Annotated in this window: 30 protein-coding genes; 16 read left to right on the top strand and 14 right to left on the bottom strand. The window is 62.2% G+C overall.

Features of this window, described 5'->3' with window-relative positions; genetic code table 11:
* Positions 1-63: 63 nt before the first annotated feature.
* The 3 genes from ACGKZZ_RS05020 to ACGKZZ_RS05010 all read left to right on the top strand — a co-directional run bounded on the left by ACGKZZ_RS05020 (position 64) and on the right by ACGKZZ_RS05010 (position 3246).
* The gene (locus ACGKZZ_RS05020) at positions 64-1149 is read left to right on the top strand and encodes an ABC transporter permease (protein WP_411222380.1); all 1086 of its coding nucleotides are present in this window, start codon (positions 64-66) and stop codon (positions 1147-1149) included.
* Positions 1149-2081 carry an ABC transporter permease gene (locus tag ACGKZZ_RS05015; RefSeq protein WP_411222378.1) on the top strand — a complete coding sequence of 311 codons (933 nt, stop codon included), beginning with the start codon at positions 1149-1151 and terminating at the stop codon, positions 2079-2081. Before ACGKZZ_RS05020 ends, ACGKZZ_RS05015 begins: the two co-directional genes overlap by 1 nt.
* Positions 2082-2142: 61 nt before the next feature.
* A complete protein-coding gene (locus tag ACGKZZ_RS05010) occupies positions 2143-3246 on the top strand; it encodes a BMP family ABC transporter substrate-binding protein (RefSeq protein WP_411222377.1) in 1104 nt (367 codons plus the stop codon).
* A 66-nt stretch (positions 3247-3312) separates the two neighbouring features.
* On the opposite strand, the gene ACGKZZ_RS05005 is transcribed toward ACGKZZ_RS05010, so the two are convergent.
* From ACGKZZ_RS05005 to ACGKZZ_RS04985, 5 genes are all read right to left on the bottom strand, one after another.
* Positions 3313-3720: a c-type cytochrome gene (locus ACGKZZ_RS05005; protein WP_411222376.1), complete on the bottom strand. Its 408-nt coding sequence runs from the start codon at positions 3718-3720 to the stop codon at positions 3313-3315.
* 102 nt (positions 3721-3822) lie between these two features.
* On the bottom strand, positions 3823-4302 hold the full coding sequence (locus ACGKZZ_RS05000; protein ID WP_411222375.1) for a DUF6505 family protein: 480 nt from the start codon (positions 4300-4302) through the stop codon (positions 3823-3825).
* On the bottom strand, positions 4299-5006 hold the full coding sequence (locus ACGKZZ_RS04995; RefSeq protein ID WP_411222374.1) for a DUF4444 domain-containing protein: 708 nt from the start codon (positions 5004-5006) through the stop codon (positions 4299-4301). Before ACGKZZ_RS04995 ends, ACGKZZ_RS05000 begins: the two co-directional genes overlap by 4 nt.
* A complete protein-coding gene (locus ACGKZZ_RS04990) occupies positions 5003-6067 on the bottom strand; it encodes an Mrp/NBP35 family ATP-binding protein (protein ID WP_411222373.1) in 1065 nt (354 codons plus the stop codon). Before ACGKZZ_RS04990 ends, ACGKZZ_RS04995 begins: the two co-directional genes overlap by 4 nt.
* A 1-nt stretch (position 6068) precedes the next feature.
* On the bottom strand, positions 6069-6260 hold the full coding sequence (locus ACGKZZ_RS04985) for a DUF6494 family protein (protein ID WP_411222372.1): 192 nt from the start codon (positions 6258-6260) through the stop codon (positions 6069-6071).
* Between the two features lie 98 nt (positions 6261-6358).
* On the opposite strand from ACGKZZ_RS04985, the gene ACGKZZ_RS04980 reads away from it, so the two are divergent.
* A complete protein-coding gene (locus ACGKZZ_RS04980) occupies positions 6359-7126 on the top strand; it encodes a hypothetical protein (RefSeq protein WP_411222371.1) in 768 nt (255 codons plus the stop codon).
* Positions 7127-7201: 75 nt separating this feature from the next.
* On the opposite strand, the gene ACGKZZ_RS04975 is transcribed toward ACGKZZ_RS04980, so the two are convergent.
* Complete coding sequence (locus ACGKZZ_RS04975; RefSeq protein ID WP_411222370.1) at positions 7202-9181, bottom strand: 4Fe-4S binding protein; 1980 nt, start codon at positions 9179-9181, stop codon at positions 7202-7204.
* A gap of 138 nt (positions 9182-9319) precedes the next feature.
* Between ACGKZZ_RS04975 and ACGKZZ_RS04970 the strand changes: the two genes are divergently transcribed.
* The 6 genes from ACGKZZ_RS04970 (at position 9320) to fdh3B (ending at position 15094) form a co-directional block, all read left to right on the top strand.
* The gene (locus tag ACGKZZ_RS04970) at positions 9320-9886 is read left to right on the top strand and encodes a DUF3305 domain-containing protein (RefSeq protein ID WP_411222369.1); all 567 of its coding nucleotides are present in this window, start codon (positions 9320-9322) and stop codon (positions 9884-9886) included.
* Complete coding sequence (locus tag ACGKZZ_RS04965; protein ID WP_411222368.1) at positions 9883-10560, top strand: DUF3306 domain-containing protein; 678 nt, start codon at positions 9883-9885, stop codon at positions 10558-10560. Before ACGKZZ_RS04970 ends, ACGKZZ_RS04965 begins: the two co-directional genes overlap by 4 nt.
* Positions 10557-11222: a molecular chaperone gene (locus ACGKZZ_RS04960; protein WP_411222367.1), complete on the top strand. Its 666-nt coding sequence runs from the start codon at positions 10557-10559 to the stop codon at positions 11220-11222. The genes ACGKZZ_RS04965 and ACGKZZ_RS04960 overlap by 4 nt, the downstream gene beginning before the upstream one ends.
* Positions 11219-11410, top strand: a complete 192-nt coding sequence (locus tag ACGKZZ_RS04955) for a twin-arginine translocation signal domain-containing protein (protein WP_411222366.1) — start codon at positions 11219-11221, stop codon at positions 11408-11410. Before ACGKZZ_RS04960 ends, ACGKZZ_RS04955 begins: the two co-directional genes overlap by 4 nt.
* 102 nt (positions 11411-11512) lie before the next feature.
* Complete coding sequence (locus ACGKZZ_RS04950; protein WP_411222365.1) at positions 11513-14485, top strand: formate dehydrogenase subunit alpha; 2973 nt, start codon at positions 11513-11515, stop codon at positions 14483-14485.
* A gap of 15 nt (positions 14486-14500) precedes the next feature.
* On the top strand, positions 14501-15094 hold the full coding sequence (gene fdh3B / locus ACGKZZ_RS04945; protein ID WP_411222364.1) for a formate dehydrogenase FDH3 subunit beta: 594 nt from the start codon (positions 14501-14503) through the stop codon (positions 15092-15094).
* 71 nt (positions 15095-15165) lie between these two features.
* On the opposite strand, the gene ACGKZZ_RS04940 is transcribed toward fdh3B, so the two are convergent.
* Both ACGKZZ_RS04940 and cls read right to left on the bottom strand, forming a co-directional pair.
* Positions 15166-15849 carry an endonuclease/exonuclease/phosphatase family protein gene (locus ACGKZZ_RS04940; protein WP_411222363.1) on the bottom strand — a complete coding sequence of 228 codons (684 nt, stop codon included), beginning with the start codon at positions 15847-15849 and terminating at the stop codon, positions 15166-15168.
* On the bottom strand, positions 15849-17252 hold the full coding sequence (gene cls, locus ACGKZZ_RS04935) for a cardiolipin synthase (RefSeq protein ID WP_411222362.1): 1404 nt from the start codon (positions 17250-17252) through the stop codon (positions 15849-15851). Before cls ends, ACGKZZ_RS04940 begins: the two co-directional genes overlap by 1 nt.
* A gap of 199 nt (positions 17253-17451) precedes the next feature.
* Between cls and ACGKZZ_RS04930 the strand changes: the two genes are divergently transcribed.
* Genes ACGKZZ_RS04930 through ACGKZZ_RS04920 form a run of 3 tightly spaced genes read left to right on the top strand, consistent with a single transcriptional unit; the run spans position 17452 to position 20118 of the window.
* On the top strand, positions 17452-18684 hold the full coding sequence (locus ACGKZZ_RS04930; RefSeq protein WP_411222361.1) for a formate dehydrogenase subunit gamma: 1233 nt from the start codon (positions 17452-17454) through the stop codon (positions 18682-18684).
* 1 nt (position 18685) lies between these two features.
* Positions 18686-19990 (top strand): c-type cytochrome, encoded by a 1305-nt coding sequence (locus ACGKZZ_RS04925; RefSeq protein ID WP_411222360.1) that lies wholly within the window; start codon positions 18686-18688, stop codon positions 19988-19990.
* Positions 19987-20118 (top strand): hypothetical protein, encoded by a 132-nt coding sequence (locus ACGKZZ_RS04920; protein WP_411222359.1) that lies wholly within the window; start codon positions 19987-19989, stop codon positions 20116-20118. The genes ACGKZZ_RS04925 and ACGKZZ_RS04920 overlap by 4 nt, the downstream gene beginning before the upstream one ends.
* Positions 20119-20133: 15 nt before the next feature.
* On the opposite strand, the gene ACGKZZ_RS04915 is transcribed toward ACGKZZ_RS04920, so the two are convergent.
* From ACGKZZ_RS04915 to ACGKZZ_RS04895, 5 genes are read right to left on the bottom strand one after another with little or no spacing between them, the layout of a single operon-like run.
* The gene (locus ACGKZZ_RS04915; RefSeq protein ID WP_411222358.1) at positions 20134-21348 is read right to left on the bottom strand and encodes a pyridoxal phosphate-dependent aminotransferase; all 1215 of its coding nucleotides are present in this window, start codon (positions 21346-21348) and stop codon (positions 20134-20136) included.
* Between the two features lie 60 nt (positions 21349-21408).
* Complete coding sequence (locus tag ACGKZZ_RS04910) at positions 21409-22077, bottom strand: NnrU family protein (RefSeq protein ID WP_411222357.1); 669 nt, start codon at positions 22075-22077, stop codon at positions 21409-21411.
* A 9-nt stretch (positions 22078-22086) separates the two neighbouring features.
* Positions 22087-23298 (bottom strand): NnrS family protein, encoded by a 1212-nt coding sequence (locus tag ACGKZZ_RS04905; protein WP_411222356.1) that lies wholly within the window; start codon positions 23296-23298, stop codon positions 22087-22089.
* Positions 23295-23990 carry a 5-formyltetrahydrofolate cyclo-ligase gene (locus tag ACGKZZ_RS04900; RefSeq protein ID WP_411222355.1) on the bottom strand — a complete coding sequence of 232 codons (696 nt, stop codon included), beginning with the start codon at positions 23988-23990 and terminating at the stop codon, positions 23295-23297. Before ACGKZZ_RS04900 ends, ACGKZZ_RS04905 begins: the two co-directional genes overlap by 4 nt.
* Positions 23991-23996: 6 nt before the next feature.
* Complete coding sequence (locus ACGKZZ_RS04895) at positions 23997-24458, bottom strand: group III truncated hemoglobin (protein WP_411222353.1); 462 nt, start codon at positions 24456-24458, stop codon at positions 23997-23999.
* Between the two features lie 106 nt (positions 24459-24564).
* Here ACGKZZ_RS04895 and ACGKZZ_RS04890 point away from each other — a divergent pair, with 106 nt between their 5' ends.
* From ACGKZZ_RS04890 to ACGKZZ_RS04880, 3 genes are read left to right on the top strand one after another with little or no spacing between them, the layout of a single operon-like run.
* Positions 24565-24975, top strand: a complete 411-nt coding sequence (locus tag ACGKZZ_RS04890) for an RrF2 family transcriptional regulator (RefSeq protein ID WP_411222352.1) — start codon at positions 24565-24567, stop codon at positions 24973-24975.
* A gap of 40 nt (positions 24976-25015) precedes the next feature.
* A complete protein-coding gene (locus ACGKZZ_RS04885; protein WP_411222351.1) occupies positions 25016-25249 on the top strand; it encodes a hexameric tyrosine-coordinated heme protein in 234 nt (77 codons plus the stop codon).
* Complete coding sequence (locus ACGKZZ_RS04880; RefSeq protein WP_411222350.1) at positions 25246-25518, top strand: DUF6522 family protein; 273 nt, start codon at positions 25246-25248, stop codon at positions 25516-25518. The genes ACGKZZ_RS04885 and ACGKZZ_RS04880 overlap by 4 nt, the downstream gene beginning before the upstream one ends.
* A gap of 5 nt (positions 25519-25523) precedes the next feature.
* Here the strand turns inward: ACGKZZ_RS04880 and ACGKZZ_RS04875 are convergent, their stop codons facing one another.
* Positions 25524-26432 (bottom strand): FAD:protein FMN transferase, encoded by a 909-nt coding sequence (locus ACGKZZ_RS04875; RefSeq protein ID WP_411222349.1) that lies wholly within the window; start codon positions 26430-26432, stop codon positions 25524-25526.
* Positions 26433-26435 lie beyond the last annotated feature (3 nt).

Raw genomic sequence — 26435 nt, 5'->3', positions numbered from 1 at the left:
GTCGTCGCTTTCCGAAGATGCGAAATCCAACTCCGGCCAAAGGGCCGCCGGGCTGTGGTTCCTATGATCCGGCTGGAAAAACGCGCCCAACCCTCGACCGTGTGGACCATTGCGACGCCAATCCTCGCCGTTTTGCTGACCATGCTGTTCGGCGGCATCATGTTCGGATTGATCGGCACACCGCCGCTTGAGGCGATCCGCACGATCTTCTGGGATCCGCTGTTTCACCCGCAATTTGCAGCGTTCTCCCGCCCTCAATTGCTGGTCAAGGCGGGGCCGCTGATCCTGATCGCCATCGGGCTGTCCATCGGATTTCGGGCGGGCATCTGGAACATCGGCGCCGAGGGCCAGTACATCATGGGCGCGATCTGCGGCGCGGCGGCCGGTCTGGCGCTCTATCCGATGGAATCCGCGCTGATCCTGCCGCTGATGATCGTGGCTGGCGCGCTGGGAGGATGGGGCTGGGCGATGATCCCGGCACTGCTCAAGGTGCGGTTCGGAACCAATGAAATCCTCGTGTCGCTGATGCTGGTCTATGTGGCTGAAACCATCCTCGCCTCGGTGTCGTCGGGCCTGCTGCGCAATCCCGAGGGCATGGGCTTTCCCGGCTCTCGCAACCTGTCGCAATGGGCGTCATCGCAGAACCTCGAAGTGATCCCGAACACCGGAATGCATCTGGGTGTGTTGACCGCATTCCTTGCGGTGATCCTCGCCTACGTCTTTCTGACCCGCCACATTCAGGGCTTCAACATCCGTTTGTCCGGCGAAGCGCCGCGCGCGGCCAGGTTTGCCGGTGTGTCGCCCGCCCGGATCATATTGTTCTGCCTTGGTCTGGCAGGTGGTCTGGCGGGCCTGGCCGGGTTGTTCGAAGTCACCGGCCCGGCGGGGCAGATCACCATCGACTTCGGCTCGGGCTATGGTTTTACCGCCATCATCGTGGCCTTCCTTGGCCGGTTGCATCCGGTCGGCATCCTGCTGGCCGGATTGCTGATGGCGCTGACCTATATCGGCGGTGAGCTGGCGCAGCTGATGCTGGGTGTTCCGGGCGCGTCGATCCAGCTGTTTCAGGGGATGTTGCTGTTCTTTCTGCTGGGGGTGGATGTTCTGACGAATTACCGCGTTCGATTTGCCGGACGGGAGGTTGCGTGATGGATCTGTCCTCGATCAGCCCGGTCCTTCTTGTCGCGTCGATCATGGTGTCGGCCACGCCAATCCTGTTGGCGGCGATAGGCGAATTGGTGGTGGAAAAATCCGGCGTTCTGAACCTAGGTGTCGAAGGCATGATGATCACCGGCGCGGTGGTCGGCTTTGTAGCGGCGATCAACAGTGGCTCGCTGATGCTGGGCTTTGCCATGGCCGCGCTTGCCGGAGCGGTACTGTCCCTGAGCTTTGGCGTGTTGACGCAAATCTTCCTCTCCAACCAGGTGGCGACCGGCCTTGGCCTCACGCTGGTGGGGCTCGGTCTGTCGTCATTGATCGGAAAACCCTACGAGGGCATGAAAGCGGCGTCATTGCCCAAGCTTGACATCCCGCTTCTCGGGGATCTTCCAATTCTCGGGCGGATGTTGTTCTCGCATGATTTCATGGTCTATTTCAGCCTGTTTCTGGTTCTCGCCGTGTGGGCGTTCCTCAAATACACCCGCGCCGGGCTGATCCTGCGCGCGGTCGGAGAAAGCCACGACAGCGCCCATGCGCTTGGCTACAAGGTGGTCCGCGTCCGGCTTGTCGCGATCATGTTCGGGGGCGCCTGCGCCGGTCTGGGCGGAGCCTATCTCAGCCTTGTGCGCGTGCCGCAATGGACCGAGGGCATGACAGCGGGCGCGGGCTGGATCGCGCTGGCGATCGTGGTTTTCGCCAGTTGGCGGGCGGGCCGCGTCCTGATTGGTGCGTACCTGTTCGGCGGCATCACGGTGTTGCAGTTGAACCTGCAGGCCGCTGGGCTGACATGGGGCGTACAGTACTTGTCGATGTCGCCATATCTGATAACGATCATCGTGCTTGTTTTCATCTCGTCCAACCGCAGCCGCGCCTCGCATGACGCGCCGGCGACCCTTGGAAAAACCTTTCACGCGACCCGCTAGAAAAACAACGGGCGCGCAACCAAACGGGGCAGGAACCGCCCCACCAACCGGGAGACTCTCTATGATCCGCAGAACTTTACTTGCTACCGCCGCCGCCGGCCTGGCGCTGGCATTCGGCGCGCCCGCAATGGCGCAGGACACCACCAAGGCGTGCTTTATCTATGTTGGCCCCATCGGGGATGGCGGATGGACCTATCAGCACCATCAGGGCGCGCTGGCGGTAAAAGAGGAATTCGGCGACAAGGTCGAGATCGCCTATCAGGAAAGCGTGCCGGAAGGTGCGGATGCTGAGCGCGTCATCACGCAGATGGCATTGTCGGGCTGCAACATCATCTTCACCACCTCGTTCGGGTTCATGGACGCGACCAACAACGTCGCGGCCAAGTTCCCCGACATCAAGTTCGAGCACGCCACCGGCTACAAGCGCGATCATCCGAACGTGTCCACCTATGACGCGCGTTTCTACGAAGGCCGCGCCGTGCTGGGGCATATCGCGGGCAAGATGACGAAGACGAACAAGATCGGCTATATCGGCTCTTTCCCGATCCCCGAAAATATTCAGGGCATCAACAGCTATTACCTGCACGCCAAGAAGGCCAACCCCGACGTCGAACTGGTCGTGACATGGGCCTACACGTGGTTCGATCCTGCCAAAGAGGCAGACGCCGCGCGCGCGATGATCGATCAGGGGGTGGACGTGATCGCGGCCCATACCGATTCCACCGCGCCGCTGGGCGAAGCTGCCAAGGAAGGCGGCAAGGTCATCGGTTTCGGTCAGGCATCTGACATGGCCGCGTTCAAGACCAACGATGACGGCACACCGGGTCCGCGCGTGGCCTCGATTATCGACAACTGGGCACCCTACTACATCGACCGCGTCGGTGCGGTGATGGACGGCACCTGGGAACAGCAGGCCAGCTGGGGCGGCATGCCCGAAGGCGAGGTTGTGATCGGCGAGATCACCGAAGCCGTGCCGGCCGATGTGAAGGCCGAGGCCGAAGAGCTGATCGAGTCGATCACGTCAGGCGAGTATCACCCGTTCACCGGCCCGATCAACAAGCAGGACGGCAGCGCATGGCTGGGTGACGGCGAAGTTGCGGATGACGGTACGCTGGCCGGCATGGACTTCTATGTCGAAGGCATCACCGGCGACATTCCGAACTGATCACGGTGATGGCCCGCATCGGCCAGGACCAGAAAAATCCCGCTCCGGCGGGATTTTTTTTATGTTTCAAACGCCCTGCTGGATCGACAACAGATATCCGACCAGATCGGCAATCGGATCGGGCACCATGATCGGTTGCCCGCTCTGAAGCTTCAACGGGGTGTTCGACACGCCCTCGAAATAGGGTCCGAACACCGGCATCGGCGATCCGTGACTGACCAGGGGGTCGGTGCCGTCAATACGTTTGACCACCCTCTCCAGCGGAAACTCACCGCCGTTATCCGCCGAAAGAGTCGTCAGATCCACGGGTTGCAGAAGCAACGCACCCGCTAACGGACCCTGACCCTGCGCCTCTCGTCCGTGGCAGGTGGCACAGTGGGTTTGATATAAAGCCTGTCCCTCATCCACGTCTTGCGCCGCCGCGATACCGGCTGAGGCGACAAGGGCGATGAGTCCGGCGGTTCCTGTGCGCATTCTGGAATCTCCTTCATTAAGGATGGTTCGGAAATCCTGTACGAATTTCGGAACCTTGGCGTTGATACGGATCAACTTGCGGCAGACCGGACCGGGAACCCCTCAGTCGTCCAACGACCCGTGTACGGCGAGCATGGTCAACTCCGCGTCCTGCGGCTCGATCACGCGATAGCTTTCCTTCACGCCTGCTTCGGTCAACTCGCGCGTGACTGTCAAAAGCGTGTTGGGCGCGTGGTCGTCACACAGGTCGACCATATGCGCGATTTCCTCGGCCGCGACGATCCGCGCCGCGTCGATCGACGGTGCGCCGTAAAGCTCGACGAAATGGCGCGCCAGACCAAGTTCGAGCGCCATCATCTCGGTCGGTTCGATTTGCGTCACGGCGACGAAGCTGACCCTGCCAAAGCTTTCCGCGCCCAGCCAGCCGTTTGAAAATGCCTGTCTGGCCTTGCCGGTCAGATCGGCGTCGGACCAGTTGGAAAATTCAAAGCCGCCCGATATGCACCATTCCCCGGTGCGCGCCGGAGAGTGAAAGACGCGCTGGTCGCTTTCGTCAAAATGGATCGCCCGCGCAAGGTTCATCTGCGTATCTCCAGCAAATCAGTCAACGGCACAAGAATGGTCCGCGCATCTGTCCGAAGCAAGAGGCCGAGCGTTTCGTCCAGACCAAGAAAGCGCCCGCTCCGGCCAGCGACACTCACCTCGCTGCCGATGCCATGCGCAAGGCCAGTCCATTCACGATGAAGCGGCGCGATCCCTTCGTCCTCCCAGCGGTTGATCCAGTTCATCAGATGCCGCGACCAGCTTTCCAGAAGCGCGACCGGCTCGACGTCGCCGCATCCTTCGCTGGCCAGATCGGTGACATCCGGCGTATCGCCGCCCTCCAGACCGGGACGCATGAATTGCAACTCGAACCCGACGACAAGCCAATCCGCGACCGCATCGGGATCGGCGACATTGGTTGCCGCGCGGACATGGCCGCAGGTTGCGCCATTGACCAGAAGACCACCCTGCCACTCCAGATGCACCGGCAATTCGGACGGCCCCAACGCCCCCAGCGCGTTCTGCAAAGCGACCGCAACCAGCGGCAGCATCACGGCTGCCTTGGAAAGCGCGACCTCCGGCGCCAGCACAATGGCCGCGCGAAGCAACTCGGGAGAAAGATCAAAGACGATCGTCCCGCCATCGCATCCCGCAGCGGCGTCGGTGCAGGCCGCCTCGAACGGGTCGGCGCCCGCCGCGTTCAGACCTTGCATCAGCGGCGGGAAACTCGGGCTGCCGCTCATGCCTTGCCAGCAGCCACCAAGGTGCGCGCCAGATCGCGGAACGCCTCGGCCTGCGGGCTGTCCGGTTTGGACACGACAATCGGCGCGCCGCCATCAGCGGCCTTGCGGATATCGAGATGCAGCGGGATCTCGGCCAGAAGAGGAACGCCAAGCTTGGCCGCCTCCGCCGCGACGCCGCCATGTCCGAAGATATGTTCCTCATGGCCGCAATTGGAGCAGATATGCGTCGACATGTTCTCGACCAGACCGATTATCGGCACGTTCATCTGGTTGAACATGTCGATCCCCTTGCGCGCATCCATCAACGCCACGTCCTGCGGTGTAGAAATGACAATCGCGCCGTCCACATGCGCCTTCTGCGACAGGGTCATCTGCACGTCGCCGGTGCCGGGCGGCAGATCGACCAGCAGCACATCCAGCGCGCCCCATTGCACCTGCATCAGCATCTGCTGCAACGCGCCCATCAGCATGGGACCGCGCCAGACGACGGCCTGACCCTCGTTGACCATCAGCCCCATCGACATCATCGTCACGCCGAAATTGCGCATCGGAAGGATGGTCTTGCCATCCGGGCTGGCGGGCCGGCCCGACACGCCGAGCATCCGCGGCTGGCTTGGCCCGTAGACATCGGCATCGAGCAGCCCGACGCGACGTCCCTCGGCGGCCAGCGCGCAGGCGAGGTTCGCCGTCAGGGTCGACTTGCCCACCCCACCCTTGCCGGAGGCGATGGCGATGATCCGCTCGACCCCTGGCACCTTTTCCGGTCCGGCCGGTTTGGGCCTTGCGCCAGCCTTGAGATCGGGCGGAGGCTTGGGCGCGCTATGTGCGGTCATCACCGCCGACACGCTTGCCGCACCCAGCGCCCTGACCGCGTCTTCGGCCGCCTGTCGCACCGGCGCGTAGGCTTCGGCGTGTTCGGGGCTCACTTCCAGAACAAAGCGCACCGCACCGTCATCGACCGTCAACGCCCGCACGATCCCGGCGGACACGATATCCTGCGCGGATACCGGATCGGTCACCGCTTTCAGCGCGGCAAGAACCGCGTCACGCGTCAAAGCCACCTCAGTCCTGACCCTTGATGCTGCCGGTCACCACATGCTCCAGATCGAGCCCGTCAATGGTCAGCACCATCTTGGCGTCGAAGGTCTTGCCGCTGGTTTCGGCATCACGCATCGCGTCTTCGATGGCTTGCTGGGACGTGACCCCGACCTGCTTGAGAAATTTGCGCATCGACATGTTGAAATCTTCGCTCATCGGGTCTCTCCTTGATGTGGCGATCTTGCGCTCAAGAGCTAGAGCGTTGACGGGTGTAAGCCAGCGCCCTTAGGCTTTCAAGCAGGAGGGCGCGCATAATGATCGCGATGCTGAGACGAACCCTGCAAATCCTGACCTTGGGCGCGTTCTGTACCGGTCACGCACAGGCCCAATCGGTTGCGGACGACAGGCACTTCAGCCTTTCGGCCCCGCCCGCGCTGATCGACAGCGGCCTGCTGAAACATCTTATCCCACGATTTTCCTTGAAAACGCGCATCCGGATCGCCTTGGCTGAATCCGACAGCCCGACGCATGCCAGGTTCGGCGGCACAGGCACGGCGGTCTTCAACGGGCTGGATCAGCTCTGGCACTTTCAGGCGGGGCCGGACCCCGATGCAGAGCGATTCGCAGAGTGGCTTGTGTCGGATGTCGGGCGCAAAACGATTGAATCGTTCCAACCGAACGGCCGCGTGCTCTTTGCGGCGGCGAAAGCGGTTGCCGAAACGACCGCAAGAGCGGTGCTGGACGGCGATGCCGCACGCGGCGAGGTCGCATCGTTTTCATTCTGCGGGCGCTGCCATGTGGTCGGCGAGAAAAACCGGATGAACTCGATCGGCTCAACACCGTCCTTCGCGGTGCTGCGCACCCTGCGCGACTGGCAGGAGCGGTTCGAGACCTTCTATGTGCAAAATCCGCACCCGGCGTTTACCCAGATCGCGGATTTGACCCCGCCCTTCGATCCGACCCGTCCGTCTCCGATCCGCGCGATGGAAATCACCTTGACGGATCTCGAAAACATCCTGGCTTTCGTACAAACCATTCCGCCCGCCGAGCTGGGGCGTCCGGTCCAGACCATGCAGGACTGACCTTTCATCCGACCGATCCGGCTTCTTTGGGCTTAAAATACCTTGGGGGTCCGGGGGCAAAGCCCCCGAAAACAATCAATGATCCCGCCGTTTCGAACCTGCGCTGGTCTCGCGTTCTGCCAGATAGTCATCGGTCGTGCGCGGCTTGCGTGGCGCGCCCAGCGCGAACGGGTTGTCCTTGGCGTGGTATTGCGCCTGAATCCGGCAATTGTCGCACATCTGGATCATCTTCGCCGCGTCGCCTGTGGCGAGCATCGCGTGCTTGCCGGCGAGCTTTTCCGTGATTTTCTCGATCGTCGATTTCACCCCGAACAACGCGCCGCATTCGATACAGGCGAAGGGTTCTTCCTCGTTCAGAACCACTTGCGACAAGGCCGTATCGGTCAGGTTCATTCGCGGCTCGAGCATGATCGCGTCCTCGGGGCAGATATTGGCGCAGAGTCCACATTGCAGGCACGCATCTTCCTGGAACAACAATTGCGGCAAATCCGGATTGTCCCCCAATGCTCCCGAGGGGCAAAGCGATACGCATGACAGGCAGAGCGTGCAGGCGTCGCGGTCCACCAGCACGGCACCATAGGGCGCATGGCCGGGCAGCGGCAGGATCTCCGCATCCGGGTTCAACGCCTTCGCCGCACCGCGCGCCACCTGGCGCCGCTGGCCGATCGGCAGGTTGGGCGTGGCGACCGGCCGGTGCGCGTCAGCCCCGAACAAGGTCGCACTCAGCGCGTCGGGATCATCAAGATCAAGCAGCGTCACAGCGAGCTTGCCAGCCAGCGCGTTGGCCAGCGCGGTCTCGAATTCGGGTGTCTCGCGCTCGGTGCGCGGTGCCATCAGCACATCGACGGCTGCAAAGCCGCATCCCAGAGCGGCCAGCATCTCGGCATGGCCGAACCCGGCAAGCGTCTCGGTCTGTAGCGGGAGCACATCCGCCGGCAATCCCTGACCAAACCGCGCGGCAAGCTGGATCATCTCAAGGCCGTGATCGGCGTCATGCACCAGCAGGCGCGGCGCGGTTCCGCCCGCTTTGCGATACGTCGATGCCAGTGTCTCAAGCCGACGGAAGAGCGCCGACACCGGCGGGGCGTCATAGGCAATCGCGCCGGACGGGCACAGCGCGGCACAGGCCCCGCAACCGGCGCAGATCATCGGGTCGATGGCGACATGGTCGCCGTCGGCGCGAAACGCGCCGGTCGGACACACATCAAGGCACTTGGAACAGCCTGTCTGATTTGCGCGGCTATGAGCGCAGAGAGCGGGTTCCAGCGCGATATAAAGCGGCTTTTCGAACACGCCGACCATTTGCACCGCCTCTGACACGGCCAGTTCCACCGCGCCGGGCCGGCGCGGGTCGGCCCGCAAATAGCCCTCGCGCTTGTGCGGTGCCGGAACCATCGGTGTGCCTCCGGTCAGGTCCAGAACGATGTCGCATTCAGACACGACCCCATCCTGCGGCGGGCTGAACGAAAACACGCCGCGCCCCCCCGGTTGCAGGTCCGAGAAGCGGTTGAGCTTGACGGAAAATCCCCCAAGTGCGCCGGTCAGGCTGCGCACCTCTGCGCGAATGACATCAAACCGGCGGTCTGTCGGCACGTCGCTTTGATCGGTCTGCAACACGGTGACGGCCAGCGCATCGCAAAGCTGTGCCGCCGCGGCGAAGGCGGTGTATCCGTCGCCGACGATCAGGCAGGTGCCTTCGCTGACCACATCGACGACCTTGGCCGTTGGCAGGGGCAACACCGCCTCGGCGAGCAGCGCCGCCTGTTTGGCTCCGGCCTGTGACGCCTCATCGCTCCACCCGGCCCGGTCGCGAATGTCAACGCAGGAGGGGGTGTGTGCGCCGATCTCCTCGGCCAACATCTCGAAAAACGCGCGCTCTTGCGCGCAGGCAATCACCACGTCCCCGTCGGCCATCAGGTCGGCGGCCGCGTCGGCCTCGGTTCCGCACAGATTGGTGAACACGCGCGTCGGATCTAGCGCCGTTGCGGCACCGATCTTGTCGGCGTCAACGGATTGACTGCCAAGACAGTCACACAAAAGCAGTCTGGTTCCCATCACGAGCCTTTCGCGACGTGTTCTGGCGCGTCGTCTTGTTTGTCTGTGGTTTGTGGTTCAATGTTTCGTCCTACCCAATGGATATGCTAGATAGAAGTCAACCACGCGCTTTGTCCCCGCAGCATCAGGGAGACCGATTTGACCGCAACAGATCCCCGTTTCGAAACATTGCCGGTGGGTGTTGTCATGCAACGCAAACCGGGTGTGACGCGCTGGCAGGCATGGGCGTGGCGCGCCAGTGCGCTGTTGCTTGGTGCCGGGCCTGCCGATTGGAAATTGCTGCGCGAGGAAGGTGATGTCGCCGAGTACCACATCGGCACCGTCCCGATGACGCTGTGGCGCACCGATGCCGAGGCCTACCGCGTCAATCTGGCGGAACCGGTGGTCTGCGCCTATGTCGTTCTGCAACCCGAACGCGGCACATTTCCGTACCGGCTCAAGCTGGTGACTGCCAATCCGAACGAGGCGATGCAATATGCCGAGGGCGGCGAGGAACTGGTCGAGAAGGTCGCGATGCCGCCGCCGCTCGTTGCGTGGGTGCAAGACTGGACCGACCGGCATTTTGTCGATGAGCCGTTCCAGAAACGCAAGCGCAAACGCCACCTTGAAGACCTGGTTGAAGACGGCAAGGGGGATGCGCGTATTTCGCAGGTCAGCGACGTCTACCGCGCGCCCTCCCGTGATCGCAAGCTGGGCTCGTCATGACACAGCGTCCCGATTTCTGGTCGCGGCGCAAACAAGCCGTCGAGGCCGAGACCATTGAAGACCGGACCCGCGCCGAGGAGGCCGAGACGCGGGCGAAACAGGCTGAGTTGGAGGCGCAGACGGACGCCGAGATTCTTGAACAGCTCGGGCTGCCCGATCCCGATACGCTGCAACCCGGACAGGACATTTCAGGCTTCATGCAGAAATTCGTGCCCGAGCGCTTGCGCCAGCGCGCGTTGCGCCAATTGTGGCGCTTGAATCCGAAGCTCGCCAACCTTGACGGGCTTTGCGATTATGACGACGATTTCACCAACGCGGCCACGGATGCGCCCGGCGTAACGACCGCCTACAGGGTCGGTCGGGGATTGCTGAAACATATCGAGGCCTTGGCGCATGAAGAGGGAGTCCGGCTTGCGATGATCGAGACGGGCGAAGCCGTTGATACCGCAGAGAATCTCTCGGACATTGCAGACGCGCCTCTGCTGGCGGGAAATTCTGCGGAATCCGTCGAAATCGCGGAATCCGTGCAGGATTATGCAAATGCCGCACCTGCATCTGCGACCAAAGTAGGAGATACATTGGAATATCCCGAAACCACCCCACTGGATACACTGTCAACAGACCCTGCGCCTCCGCGACGGATGCGTTTCAGACGCGAGAGCGAAAGCCGATGACCTCCAGCGCCGTTCACTCATTGCCGGCCGTCTCTGACGAGGACCGGTTGCGCGCGGATCTTTATAACTATCTGGGACTCATGCTGGCGGCCGCGCCGGACGAATTGCTGCTGGCGCAAACCGCTGGGCTGTCGGGTGACGACACCGATCTGGGACAGGCGATTTCGCGCCTTGCGGAATGTGCGCGATCGACCAAACCCAAGCAGGCGGAACGCGAATTCAACGCGCTTTTCATCGGTCTGGGTCGTGGCGAATTGCTGCCCTACGCGAGCTTTTACCTCACCGGTTTTCTGAACGAAAAGCCGCTTGCCACTCTGCGCACCGACCTGTCGGCGCGTCGTATCGAACGTGCACCGAATGTTTACGAACCCGAAGACAACATCGCCACCTTGATGGAGGTCATGGGCGGTTTGATTGTCGGGCGCTTCAATGGTCCGGCACCGCTTGACGATCAGAAACTGTTTTTCAACCGGCACATCGCGCCGTGGGCCGGGCATTTCTATGCCGATCTGGAAGGCGCGAAATCGGCGATGCTCTACAGCGCCCTCGGGTCTGTCGGCAAAGCGTTTATGGAGATCGAACGCGAGGCGTTCAGACTGACAGCGGACCAAGCCGCAACCGGCACCGCTCAAGACACGAGGAAAGGGAGGAACCTTCCATGACAAAGAAACCCGAAGCCCCGTCAAGCCGACGCGATTTTCTCAAGCTAGCGGGCACTGCTGCGCCTGCGGCGGTGGTCGCCGTTGCGGTGTCGGGCAGCGACGCCGCGGCAGACGAAGCCGTGCAGGCCGATGGCCGGATGCAGGACACTGCGCACACCCGCGCCTATTTCGACAGCGCGCGGTTCTGAAGAACCTGACACTCCTTTCCCGCAGGCCACGCAATCGGATGGCCGCAGGAAGCAACCCAGCCGATGCGCTCTGGCGCGTCAAGGTAGCCAACGAGGGACACCATGCTTAGAAAGAAAACCGGAAGGCCCGCACATCGCGCCGCACGCCCTGGCCTGATCTCGAAGGTCTCGACCACATCCGTCGATCGCCGCACATTCCTGCGCGGCTCCGGGCTCGCGATAGGCGGCCTTGCCGCGATCAGCGCGACCGGCGGCACGGTCACCCAGGCGAGCGCCCAGCAAGCGATCACCGGCGCGGTCGAAACCGTCAAATCCGTCTGTACCCATTGTTCGGTCGGCTGCACCGTCATCGCCGAGGTCAGCAATGGCGTCTGGATCGGCCAGGAACCCGGCTGGGACAGCCCCTTCAACCTTGGCGCCCATTGCGCCAAGGGCGCCTCGGTACGCGAGCACGCGCATGGCGAGCGCCGCCTGAAATATCCGATGAAGAAAGAGGGCGGAGAATGGGTCCGCATATCGTGGGAGCAGGCGATCAACGAGATCGGCGACAAGATGCTTCAGGTCCGCGACGAGAGCGGCCCGGATTCGGTGTACTGGCTCGGCTCGGCCAAGCATAGCAACGAACAAGCCTACCTGTTCCGCAAGTTCGCGGCCTATTGGGGCACCAACAACGTCGATCACCAGGCGCGAATTTGTCACTCGACCACCGTTGCCGGCGTTGCGAACACATGGGGCTACGGCGCCATGACCAACAGTTATAACGACATTCACAATTCCCGCGCGATCTTCATCATCGGCGCGAACCCGGCCGAGGCGCATCCGGTGTCGCTGCTGCACCTGCTCAAATCGAAAGAGCAGAACAACGCGCCGCTCATCGTGTGCGATCCGCGCTTTACCCGCACCGCGGCCCATGCCGACGAATACGTCCGGTTCCGGCCCGGAACAGACGTGGCGCTGGTCTGGGGCATCCTGTGGCACATTTTCCAGAACGGATGGGAAGACAAGGAATACATCCGCACCCGTGTCTGGGGCATGGACCAGATCAAGGAAGAGGTCGCCAAGTGGACGCCCGAGGAGGTCGAGCGCGTGACCGGCACGCCGGGAAGCCAGCTTGAACGCGTGGCCCGCACGATGGCGAACAACCGCCCCGGCACCGTGATCTGGTGCATGGGCGGCACCCAGCACACCAACGGCAACAACAACACCCGCGCCTATTGCGTGCTCCAGCTTGCCTTGGGCAATGTCGGCACATCCGGCGGCGGCACCAATATCTTCAGGGGGCACGACAACGTTCAGGGCGCGACCGACCTCGGCGTTCTCGCCGATACCCTGCCCGGCTATTATGGCCTGTCCGAAGGCTCTTGGGCCCATTGGGCGCGTGTCTGGGGCGAGGATCTCGACTGGCTCAAGGGGCAGTTCTCGGATGCGTCTGTCGGCGACACCAAGATGATGAACCTGACCGGCATTCCGGTGTCGCGCTGGATCGACGGTGTGCTTGAGGACAAGGAAAACCTCGATCAGCCCGACAACACGCGCGTGATGGTGCTCTGGGGCCATGCGCCAAACTCGCAGACGCGGATGCCGGAAATGAAAACGGCAATGGAAAAGCTCGACACGCTGGTTGTCGTCGATCCGTTCCCCACAGTGTCAGCGGTGCTGCACGACCGCACGGACGGCGTTTACCTGCTGCCTGCGGCCACGCAATTCGAAACCCGCGGCTCTGTCACCGCATCGAACCGCTCGCTCCAGTGGCGCGATCGGATCATGGCACCGATGTTCGAATCCAAGACCGATCACGAGATCATGGGCCTGTTCGCACAGAAATTCGGCTTCCACGACCGGCTGTTCCGCAACATCGCTCTGGAAGACGACTCCATCACCCCGAATGTCGAGGACATCACCCGCGAATTCAATCGCGGCATGTGGACCATCGGCTATACCGGTCAGTCGCCAGAGCGCATGAAGATGCATATGGCCAATCAGCACACCTTTGATCGCACCACGCTGCGCGCCAATGGCGGCCCGGCGGATGGCGACTATTACGGTATGCCCTGGCCCTGCTGGGGCACTGCCGAGATGAACCATCCCGGCACGGCAAACCTCTATGACATGTCGCTTCCGGTCTCCAAGGGCGGGCTGACCTTCCGCGCCCGCTTTGGCGTGGAAAAGGACGGTGACAATCTTCTGGCAGAAGGCGTGGCCTCGGCCAATTCCGAGATCCAGGACGGATACCCGGAATTCACCATGCAGATGCTGATTGATCTCGGCTGGGACACGGATCTGACAACGTACGAAAAGGCGATGATCGAATTTGTCTCGGGCCTCAGGGGGGCCGCGCCCGGCCACGACGAGGTTGGCGAAACCAGCCAGCAGGGCGAAATCCCGTCCGACTATGCCGACAAGGTGGGTGGTGTGAACTGGAAGACCGATCTGTCGGGCGGCATCCAGCGCGTCGCGATCAAGCATGAATGTGCGCCTTTCGGCAACGCCAAGGCCCGCGCCGTCGTCTGGACGTTCCCCGACCCGGTGCCGATCCATCGCGAACCGCTCTACAGTCCGCGCCGCGATCTGGTGGCGGATTATCCGACCTACGAAGACAAGAAGTTCTGGCGTGTTCCAACGCTATACAAATCGATCCAGGACAAGGATTTCTCGACCGATTATCCCATCGTGCTGACCTCCGGCCGCCTGGTCGAATACGAGGGCGGCGGCGAGGAAACGCGGTCGAACCCGTGGCTGGCCGAATTGCAGCAGGACATGTTCGTGGAGATCAACCCGCGCGATGCCAATGATCTGGGCGTGCGCGACGGTGCACAGGTCTGGGTCGAAGGGCCGGAGGGCGGCAAGGTCAAGGTGATGGCGATGCTGACCGAACGGGTGGCACCGGGCGTTGCCTTCATGCCGTTCCACTTCGGCGGACATTTCCAGGGCGAGGATCAGCGACACAAATATCCGTCAGGCGCCGATCCCTATGTCCTTGGTGAATCCAGCAACACTGCACAGACCTATGGCTACGACAGCGTGACCCAGATGCAGGAAACGAAATGTACGCTTTGCAAGATCGAAGCGGCGTAAGGAGGAGAAACAGACATGGCACGAGCTAAATTCCTCGTCGACGCCGAACGCTGCATCGAATGCAACGCCTGCGTCACCGCGTGCAAGAACGAACACGAGGTTCCCTGGGGGATCAACCGCCGCAAGGTGGTGACGATCAATGACGGCAAACCGGGTGAACGGTCGATCTCGGTTGCGTGCATGCACTGCTCGGACGCCCCCTGCATGGCGGTCTGTCCGGTGGATTGCTTCTACCAGAACGAAGAAGGGATCGTCCTGCACTCCAAGGATCTGTGCATCGGGTGCGGCTATTGCTTTTACGCCTGCCCGTTCGGCGCGCCGCAATATCCGCAAGCGGGCAATTTCGGCAGCCGTGGCAAGATGGACAAATGCACCTTCTGCGCCGGTGGCCCGGAAGAAAACCACAGCCAGGCCGAGTTCCAGAAATACGGCCGCAACCGGATTGCCGAGGGCAAGCTACCGCTCTGCGCCGAGATGTGTGCGACCAAGGCGCTGCTGGCGGGTGACGGCGACGTCGTATCCTCGATCTACCGCGAACGCGTGGTCGCGCGCGGGTTTGGCTCGGGCGCTTGGGGCTGGGGCACGGCGTACGACCAGAAAGGCGGCTGATACCGCACTGACGCTGATATGATTGAACATCGCCCTCGCAGCTTCGCGGGGGCGATGTTCGTTTGGGCCGCCTAGTCCTGCATATCCACATCAAGCCAGATCGGCAGATGATCCGAGGCGCGACGTGCCTCCCCTTTGAGCACAACGCCCGATCCCCGGTGCCGCAGTTTCGATCCCAGCGCGAACCGGTCGAGCGGCGCAAGCAGGCGGCTGGCATGAAAGCTTGGCCCCGGTGCAATCAGGTCGAACTGGTCCTTGATCAGATCGAATCCGATGCGCGGCGACCATTCATTCATATCGCCGGCGATAATGGTGCGGGGCGCCCGTGCGGCGATGGTTTCGCGCAGATGGGCAAGCTGCAACTGACGGCAGCCGCGCCGCAATCCCAGATGGGTGCCGACCACGGTCACCTCGCCCTCCGGTCCGCTCAGGTCGGCCACCACCGCGCCGCGCGGCTCGATTCCGGGCAGGGTCAGGCGTTCGGCATCGTGAATGGTCCAGCCATCGCGCACCAGAAGGGCATTGCCATGCCAGCCCGAGCTTGGCCCGTCGATCACGTTCAGGATGCGCAGTCCGGTGTGTTCATAGAGCAATTCGTCGGGCAAAACCGCGGGCCGCACGCCAAGCCGCTTGTCGGCTTCTTGCAGCGCCACGACATCGGCGTCCAGATCGGCCAGGACGCGGATGATGCGAAAAGGATCGCGCTTCCAGTCAAGACCCACCGCCTTGCGGATGTTGTAACTGACGATCCGCATCACAGCACCGGAGCAAGCAATCGGGTGGTCCGGGCAGCCGCCCGTTTCCAGAACGATCGTTCGGACAAGTCAAAATCAACCCGCTTGGCCTTGGCAAAATCCGCGTTCAGCATGTCTTCCACTGCTTGGGCCGCCGTTTTGCCTTCCGTCACGACGGTGATTTCAAAATTCAACAGACCGGAGCGAATATCAAGGTTGATCGATCCGACCGATGTCAGGTCATCATCGACCAAAGCCACTTTCTGATGCATGAACCCTGCCCCGTATGTCCAGATTTCGCCACCAACCGAACGCACATCGTCGAAATACGCCATCGCCGCATATTGGGTGAGGAATGAATCCGTGCGTTCGGGCAGCAACAGCTTGACATCAATGCCGCGCAATGCGGCAAAGCGCAACGCGGTCAGCACGTCTCTGTCGGGGACAAAATAGGGCGTTGATATCCACAAGCGACGTTTGGCAGCATGGGCCAGCGCGATGAAATACAAATTCCCCGCCGCAATATCCTCGGCAGGCGACGGCGCCAGGGCGACAGCCTTCAAAGTTCCGGTTTCTTCAGGCACGCGAGACGCGATGGACCGCAGGTCCTCGCCATCGGCCCATTTCCAATCCGATGAAAAATGCCGTGCCAACTGCGCCACGATCGGGCCGCGAAACGCCGCAAACGTGTCGCGCCACGGGCCGATCGCCTTGTTGCGGCCAAGGTAATCCTCGGACACGTTGATCCCGCCGGTAAACGCCACCTCGTTATCCACGACGACAAGCTTGCGGTGGTTGCGATAGTTCAACTGGAATGGCCCCAACACCCGGCTTGGCCCCTTGGTGCGCGCCATGCGCACCCCCGCCTCTAACAGAGGGCGTTTGAACCGTTGCGACAGGCCGATAAAGGGCAATTCGTCGTTCAACAACCAGACCGGAATTCCGGCCTTGGCGCGCTCGATCAACAGGTCTCGCATCGCCAAGCCGACCTCGTCGGCTTCGACGGTGTAAAACTGCACGAAGATATGCGATTTCGCCCCCTTGATGGCGTCATACAATGCCGCATAGGTGTCTTCCGCGTCGATCAAGAGCGACATGTCATTGCCATGCGTCACCGGCAGACGCGCAATGCGCGCGAATGAATTCAGCCGCGGCGTGGTTTGGTTGTCCTGATATCCGGGCTCCATGTCGAACAGCTGGTGATCCGATTCCTTGCGATCGCGTTCGAACCTTTGATAGGCGGCATGGCCGAATACCAGATACAGCAGCGTTCCGATCACCGGCAGCAGCAGGATCAACAGGATCCACGCCGTCGCCCCTTGCGGCGTGCGCGACGTCAGAACCGCCCGATAGGCCGCCGCAAGGGAAAACGCGGCGACCGTGAGGACGATTGCGGCGTTGGTGACGGTCAGGACATCCGTCATCGACTGGCCCGCTCCAATACCGTGGAGCCGAACTTTCCCCTGCAAAATCCGCCCATACCGCATTTCCTCTCAAACTCGTCTCACACAGCTCTATGCCCGGTGACAAGTCACAGGTAAGCTTTAATATACCTGAACCAACCCTCTAACCGCCCGCAAGGCTTGGCGTGTCGATCTTCAAATCCGAGAGGACTCTCTACACATGCGTGGAATTCGATCTTTTTCAACGATCACCTTTATCCTGCTCACGGCGCTGGCCCTCCTGTCCACCTCTCCGGTATCGGCACAGGATGGTCCGGGAACAGCATCAGAGATTGACCGCTCCGCCACCGGTGGAGCGACAACCCTTCAGGACATCCTGCGTCGGCAAGAAGGCTTGAAGGTCGATAATGCGTACCGGTCCACCGACACAGGCGACGCGGAGAGGGCCAAGGACATAAGCGAACAATTGGGTACGCGAGGGGGCACATCCACTCCGGAAATGTGGCGCGGCGTTCGCTTCAACGAGGCCGACATCTCGACCCAGATCAGGGGTCCGGCGGCGAGCGTCCTGGTTCAGGACCGAGGCATGTGGTGGCTCGATTTCCGCAGAGGTCCGCTGATCACCTATGGCGGCCTGCTGCTTGTCGGCACCATCGTCCTGCTGGCGATATTCTATCTTTTGCGCGGACGGGTGCGGATCGAAGGCGACAAGACCGGCCGCACGATCGAGCGGTTCAAGATGGTCGAACGCTTCGGACATTGGTTGCTGGCGGGATCGTTCGTCTTGCTGGGCCTCACCGGCCTGATCTCGCTCATGGGTCGCAAATTCCTGATCCCGACTTTCGGGCATGAACCCTATGCATGGATCGCCGGCTATTCGAAATGGATCCACAACAACGTCTCGTGGGCGTTTATCATCGGCCTCGTGATGATCTTTGTGATGTGGGTCGTGCACAACCTGCCGGATCGGACCGACATTCATTGGCTCGCCAAAGGTGGCGGCCTGTTCGGCAATGGCCACCCGCCTGCCAAGAAATTCAATGCCGGGCAAAAGCTGATCTTCTGGTCCACGATCATCCTTGGCGGCTCCATCGCGGTCTCGGGGATTTCCATGTTGTTCCCGTTTGAAATGCCGCTGTTTGCCAAGACATTTGGCTTGCTCAACAGCTCGGGGCTGCCCGAACTTGTGGGCTATGGCACCTTGCCCGAGGCGCTCACGCCGCAGGAGGAGATGCAGTTCGCCCAGCTCTGGCATGCGATCGTGAGCTTCGTTCTGATGGCGATCATCCTTGCGCATATCTATATCGGCTCCATCGGCATGGAGGGTGCCTTCGATGCGATGGGCAGCGGTGATGTCGAAGAACAATGGGCGCGTGAGCATCACAGCCTGTGGGTCGACGATGTAAAGTCACGTGAGGCCAAAGCGCCGCACCGTGCAACACCCGCGGAATGACATGCGCGCCGTTCTTCTCACCTGCGCCGCGTTGAGCATTGCCGCCCCCTGCCGGGCAGGTGAGTTCTTCACATTGAAGGGGCATGGCGGGCCGATCATGGGGATCGCCGTGTCCGACTCCGACCAGATTGCCACTGTCAGTTTCGACAATTCGGTCGGATTGTGGGACGGAGACACACCGCTCTGGCTGGACGGCCATGAGGCGGCGGTGAACGCTGTTCTGATCGCTGCGGACGGGACGATCTTTTCGGGCGGCGATGATTTCACCATCCGCGTGTGGTCCTCCGATGGCCAGGAGCGGGATGTCTGGAGAGGTCACAAGGGAAAGATCGTTGCTCTTGAACTGTCGCCTGACGGAAAGACCCTCGCGTCGGCCAGTTGGGACGGGAGCGTGGGACTCTGGCCGCGGGACGGATCGCCTGCATGGTTCCTGCAAGGCCATGACGGGCCTGTCAACGACGTGGCGTTCACCGACGACGGACAGGGGCTTTACACCGCGTCCACCGACGGCAGCATCCGGCTCTGGGATGTCGCCACGGCGCAGGAAAAACGGCGGGTTGTCGAACACGGCTTTGGTGTCAACGAGATCGAGATCAATTCACACGCAGGCTGGCTGGCCTATGGCGCGGTGGACGGCGGCACCCGTGCCATAGTTCTGGACACCGGCGACGTTCTGGCCGACCTCACATTGGAACGCCGCCCCATTCTGGCAATCGCCCAGGATCACAGCGGCACTCAGCTTTCCGTGGGTGACGGCGAGGGCTACATCATGGTGATAGATACGACCGAATGGCGCATCAGCCGCGACTTCCGTGCAACTGAAAAAGGCCCGATCTGGGCGCTCGCATTTTCCCGCGATGGCAGCAACGTTCATGCGGCCGGACTTGACCCGCGGATGTATTCATGGCCGATCGACGCCATGTCGGAACTGGCACCAATGGAGGCCACCACACCCGGCTATCTGCGCAGTGCCGAAACGATGACCAATGGAGAACGTCAGTTCATGCGCAAATGTTCGATCTGTCACACGCTGACGCCGGGCAGCGCGCGTCGCGCGGGGCCGAGCCTGCACGGGGTCTTTGGTCGTCGCGCCGGTTCGGTCGAAGACTACAGTTATTCGAAAGCACTCGACGGATCGGCGCTTGTCTGGGATGAGGACACCATTGATGCCCTGTTCGACATTGGCCCGGACAATTATGTGCCCGGAACCAAAATGCCGGTGCAACGGATTGCCAAACCACAGGACCGCGCCGATCTGATAGCCTATCTGCGCGAGCAGACCGCACCAAGGGAGAGTTCGAAGTGAAAGCCATGATCCTGGGATTTGTCGCCATCGCGGTCATTGCCGTGGCTGCCGACCTCGTGCTCGACCGTGCGGGATGGAGCGCGGAGGTCCGGGGGGCGTCGTCAACATCCGTACGGCTGGACGATTGAACCGTACCGCTCGCCTCAGGCGCGGTACCTCTCAACCATCTCGACGATCCGGTGCGCGGCCGCCACGGCAGCCGTGCGATCCTGCGAGAAATTCAGCCGGACACTCGATGCGGTATGCGGCGCAAATTCCGACCCCGGAGTGACAGTCACCCCCGACTGAATGCGCAACAGGCGCACGAAGGTTTCAGGCGCAACCACCAGCTCCGGCAGTTGCGGGAACAGGTAGCTGCCCGCTTGCGGCGTGGCCGTGGGCAATCCGGCCTGGCGAAAGATCGCCAGAAGATCGTCACGGATCGCCTGGTGTTGCGCGATCCGGTCGGCCAGCCAGCCATCGGGTTCGGCGAACCATGTCGTCAACGCCGCCTGGCTATACCCCGCCGCCCGCAGCGACACGATCGCCTGCAATTTCTCCATCCGCTCGATCAGATGCGCCGCACCGAACGCCACGCCAAGGCGAAAGCCGCTTAACGACTCGGTCTTTGACGGACCCATGATGGTGATCAGGTTGTCGGGCCGCGTGCCACAGGCGCGCAAATGCGTGTAAGGTTCGCCATCATACAGCAGGCGGGAGTAGAGTTGATCGACGATGACGGTGGCGCCATGCTCTGCCGCCAGCGCCGCAATGCGGGTGATCGTCTCTTTGGAAAACACAACGCCCGTGGGGTTGTTGGGTGTCGAGAACACCAGCACTTTGGCGCCGTCGCGGAACGCGGCCTCAAGCTCGGCCATATCGGGTCCGGTCTCATCACTTGTGTCTTGATAAGACAATGTGACCGGCATGATCTCACCGCCGAAAAAACGCACCAGCTTGCGGTTGGCAAAGTAGTCCGGCTCCATGATCGCAACCTTGGTGCCCTGATCGACAACCGCGCCCAGCGCCAGAAACAAGGCGCCTTGCGTGCCCGGCGTGATGATCAGCTCGTCCACCGGATCGACCGGCGCACCCGTGAAGGCGGCCAGTCTGTGCGCCAGTGCGTCGCGGATCGCAGCGTCGCCGCGATACTCGGTATAGGCTTGCGACCCACCTCTTCCAAAGCCATCTTCCCACGCCTCGCGCGCTCCGGGGGTTGGAGCGAACGCATCGACATCGCCGTGGGAGAAATCGACCGGCGTGCCGGGCAGAACGTCGCCCCGCATCAGCGATTTGAGATCATCCGCTCCTTGCCGCACCTCCTGGCCCGGAGCGTTCTCGGCTCCAAGATTGGCAAATTTGTCGTTCAAGTCATTCATATCCCGCACTCCCGATCTGGCATCTGTGTAACCGCCGTCATGGCCTTACGCCAGCGCGTATCATCCAAGCGGGCTGACCCCGAACAGCCAGGGATGCGCCCAAAGCAAGACACCGTAGAGCGCCACGCCCAAGGCAAGACGTGCCAGAGCGCCCGACCACGAAGCCGGCCGCGCGTTCGCAAAGCTCGACGTGACCTCGGCTTTCAGGGGCGCCCAATCCGCCCCCATCTCGCGCTTGCGCCGCCGGTCGATCAGTCGCCCGCCGAATAACGCGAACAGGGTGAAAGTGCCAAACAACAGAACATGCGCCAAGTCGCCGTTGGGCACGATATGGGACGCCGCCCACAGCGCCAGAGCGAGCAGAAGCGGATGACGTGTCAGCCGCACGATCCCGGCGTGGGCCGGATCGAAGCGGTCATTCTGCGCACCGCCAAAGGAAAACGGGTTCGGCCGCCCGATTGCCAGTGCCGCGATCAGGCACACCACCAGCATCATCGCCAACGGCACATGCGTTTGCCAGCGCGCCCACTCCCAAAGCCCGACATAGGGAGCACGTCCGGCCGCCACGATCAGCCACCAAAGCACGCCAAGCGACAGGATCGAGTAGAACAGCGTAAATCCGCGCCGCCCCAGCCGATGTTGCAGCCAAGGCCGCATCGGTGGACGGATCGGAAGCGAATGCGTCAGGAAGAACACGACCCACGCCGCGATGAATTCAAGCCACCCCATGGCGCGCGCCTAACCTGCGGTTCGCTTGTTCGGCGGCACTCGAAGCAGCAAAGCGCCGTAAACGACTGCGAAGCCGCCAAAGGCCAGCATCCAAGCGAGACCGGCAACGATGTGCCACTCCGACGCGAGGGCGGGCCAGACCCCGGCAAACACGCGCGCCGCCACCGCCACCAGCATTGCAGAGTAAATCAGGATCGTTCCGGGTTTCGCAGTCAGAGCCTGGCCCGTATGCCCAAGCGTCGCGCGCGTCATCACGGCCAGCGTCATCAGACCAAACGCTCCGGCCATCCAGAGATGCTGCGCCGCCGCTGCGCCGGTGGTGCCGACCCAGAGGATGTCGACCCCGATGATCAGCGCGCCCAGCGGCACGAAGGCGTAGCCGACATGCAGAACGGTCACGAGAGGTTCGGCAAACGTCAGATGCCCGGCCCAGCGCCCCAGACGCACGCTGTGCACCACACCCGCTGCGACAAGCGCCGCGCCGGTGATCGGATGCGCCGGAACCACCACCCAGAGCAATAGCGCGACCAGCAGGAGCAGCAATGCCGCCTTGTCGAATTTTTGCATCGGCGGCGTGGGAAGCCGCGCCGAGTTGCGTTTGACCAGCCAGTTGCGCGTGAACGACGGCACGATCCGCCCGCCGATCACGGCGATCATCATCACGCCCGCCCCGACGCCGATGCGCAAGCCAACGCCTTGGGCGGCGTATCCGCCCTGAGCCGCCTCCCAATGGAAAACCGCATTGCCCAGGGTAAAGACGACCAACATCGCCAGCACAATCAGGTTGCGCCAGTTCTTTCCCGCGATGATCTCGCGCGCGAGCACCGCGCCCAGCACCAGTGCAAAGGCCATATCGACCAATGCCACAAGAAGCGGTGGCAGACCCGCCGAACCCGCGACCACCACGCGCCCGGCAACCCATAACAGGAACAAGCCGCCCAACGGCCAACCGACAATGGGCAATCGCCCCGTCCAGTTCGGCACCGCTGTGAGCAGAAACCCTGCAATGACGGCGGCGAGATAGCCAAAGAGGAATTCGTGGGCATGCCATGAAACCGCATCGAAGGCGGTCGGCAACGTCAAAGCGCCCGACAGCATGGGAATCCAAAGGGCCATCGAGATGGTCGCCCAGACGGCCGATCCGAAAAAGAAGGGCCGAAAGCCGTAGGTCAGGATTGCGGGGCCGCGCCAGGCGCGCATCAGTTCTGCGGTGCTGCTCATCTTTGTAAACTTATCTGTTGTTGTCCCGCTTCGGTCAGAATGACGTCGAGCGGAATGTCATGGGGTTGCGGATAGATGGTTGCCAACTGCGCCGATTGAAAGCCGATCCCGATTGTGAACGGGCGCGGCGCGAGTGCTGCCAGCGTGCGGTCGAAATAGCCCCCGCCATAACCAAGCCGGTAGCCATTGGCATCCCAGCCCATCAACGGCGCCAGCGTGATGTCGGGCACCAGCCGTTCGGCCTCGGGTGGAGGAACGGGAATGTTCCAGTCACCGCGCACCATCCTGGTGTCGGGCGTCCAGCGGCGAAATACCAGTGGCGCGGATTTCTGTTCGACGATCGGCAGGCAAACGGTGACACCGGCGGCGTGCAGCTCTGCCATCAGGGGCCGCAGGTCCGGCTCTCCCTTGATCGGCCAGTAGGCGGAGAAGACCTTGCCAATTGCGCCGCCGAACCGGTCTGCCAACAGCTCGCGCAGATGGGCGCAAAGTGCCGTGCCCACTGCGGCACGCTCCGACACGCTCAAGGACTGGCGCGCGTCGCGCAAGCGGGCCCGCTCGGACCGTCGCCAGCGCGCCACATCGCGCGCCTGCGCCGGATCAACCGCCAGTGGATCGAAATAATCCGGCGCAACCTCGCCTGCCATGCAGGGCGATGAAGCGTAGCGCCCGGTGTCGTCCTGATTGGTCATTGCGCGTTACCTCAAACTGGGAATGGCGTTGTCATCCCGCCGGGCCGTGTCTTCCACTGCCATGTTCAAAGACCGGGCGATACGCTCTGCACGCTCTATCACATGCGCGGCGCCTTGCGGCGTGCAGACCTCGTGCGCGGTGTCGCGAAACAGGTCCAGCCAGCGCTCGAAATGCGCCCATGTTATTGGCAGATTCGCGTGCTTGGGCACCGGCGCGCCGTGATATTGCCCGGTCATCAGAGCAACCGAGGACCAGAACGACACCATGCGTTCGAGATGGGGCGGCCAGTCACTGATGCGGCTGTCGAAAATCGGGCCGAGCACCGGGTCAGATCGGATGCGGCCGTAAAAGCTGTGAACCAGATCGGTCAGGACATCCTGATCCAGCCCGGTGCGCTCCATGATGGTGCGCGTTATCTGCGGGCGGGCGGAAGAGATCCGAAGCGTGGAATTTGCTGTCTCGGCCATCTTTCACGTCCTGAAACATTTTCTTTGCAACACTGGGTAAACCTGTTAATTGGTATTGTAAATACTTATTCGGCTGCCTTGCCAGTCTTACCAAACGGAACACCGCGTGCGTCTGACTTCTTTCACCGATTACGGGCTTCGCATGTTGATGCGCATGGCCAGTGCGCCTGAGCGCGCCCACTCGACCGCCGAAATGGCGACGGAATTCGATCTGTCGCGCAACCACCTTAGCAAGATCATGCAGCGTCTGGCAAAGGGCGGAATCGTCGAGACCCGCCGTGGCAGTGGCGGCGGAGCGGTTCTGGCCCGTGCGCCACACGACATAAGGCTGGGCGACGTTGTGCGCCTGTTGGAACAGGACCAGCCGCTTGTCGAATGTTTCGCATCCGGGGCGAACGACTGCTCGCTGGACGGGCGTTGCCGCTTGAAATCGCGCCTGCGCGGCGCCGAAATGGCTTTTCTGGACCACCTCGATGGCTCTACGCTCGCCGATATCTCGCTCCCCGCGATTGCGTGATACCACTCTTTTCACTCTGAACCCCGAAAGGACACAGATCATGACAACCTGGCTTCCCACACTCATCACGCAAACGCCCCAAGAGGGATATGAGCTTGCCGTCAAACTGTCGCGCATGACGATCAAAATAACACAGCCCGACGCCGAAGCGCGCGAGCGGATGCGCCCGGAATATGCCGAAGACGCGGATTCGCTGATTTCCGTCAGTCAGGTCGTCGCCACGCATTTTGCGACCGTCGCTGCGGCCAATGGCTACTGGACGTCCAAGTCGTGACAGCGGTTCAGATCGGAGAAGACGGCTTTGTCGTCGAGGCCGAGATTATCGCGGAGGGATTCGGTATCCAGGCTGCTGACGTTCAGGGGCTCATGCAATCCGGCGCGATGACATCGCGCAGTGAAACCGGTGTCGATGAGGATGCCGGACGTTGGCGATTGACGTTTTTCTATGACGGTCGGGCGTTTCGCCTGACCGTCGATCAAGACAGCCGCATCCTCAGCCGGGCCACATTCGACGCCCCGCGCCCGCAACAGACGGGCGCTTAGCGACTTCAGGCGGATTTCAGGCTCTCCAGCCTCACATCCCGAAATTGCGCCAGACAGCTTTCGATCTCTGCGCGCGACGTGAACAGGCATGCCGCGGTCGAGAGCGCATCGGCGAGCGCCGCAGAGTCTGCCGAGACGGTGATTTCGCGCCATTTGGCGTGGCTCGGCTCACCGGTGCGCGGATCGAGGATATGTCCCATCTGCCCGCCGCGATCGAACGTGGTGCCAAGCGGTGCAGAGGTGGCCAGGGCACGCGCAGTCAGCGGCACCTGCCCGCCTCCGGCAAGCTTGACCGGCCACGGTCTGCCCTCGGGGTGCCCGCCGATGGCACGGAATTCACCTGTGTCGATTAGGATATCGTTCAGCCCCTCGGCGCTTAGCATCAAAGCGATACGATCCGCGATGTAGCCTTGCGCGATCCCGTTCAACGTGAGGGCCATACCGGATTTCAGCGTGATCGCCGCCGGGTCAAGCGAGACCTTCTCCCAACCGACCAAATTGCGCGCTTCAACAAGAGCTGCTGCGTCTGGCGCGGTGCCACTGGCCGAAGCCTCGGCATAGCGCGCCCACAAGGGTTGAACGGTCACATCGAACCGTCCCGTACTTGCGCCGTGAACCCTGCCCGCGAGCGACAGACATTCGAGCAATTCGAACGGCGGGCTCTGCAAGTTGCCGTCGCGGTTCAGCCGCGACAGGGCACTGTCGGCACGGTAGAGGCTGAAGATATCCTCCAACCGCGAAATTTCGGCTGCGGCACGCAGCGCGATGGCCTTAGCGTCCGGATGGGCCAGGCGCAGCGTGGCCCGCGCACCAAGTGCAACGCCTTGCCAGGTATAAACAGGCTCGGCCCGCGCAAAGGCCGGTAGGGCGACGGCAGCAGCGCTGATGGCCAGGAAACGGCGGCGATTGGTCATGGT

Origin of the sequence: Marivita sp. S2033, assembly GCF_046592965.1 — a bacterium.
GTDB lineage: Bacteria > Pseudomonadota > Alphaproteobacteria > Rhodobacterales > Rhodobacteraceae > Marivita.
The sequence above is the reverse complement of the archived record's forward strand: the minus strand, read 5'-3'. Positions and strand labels throughout refer to the sequence as shown.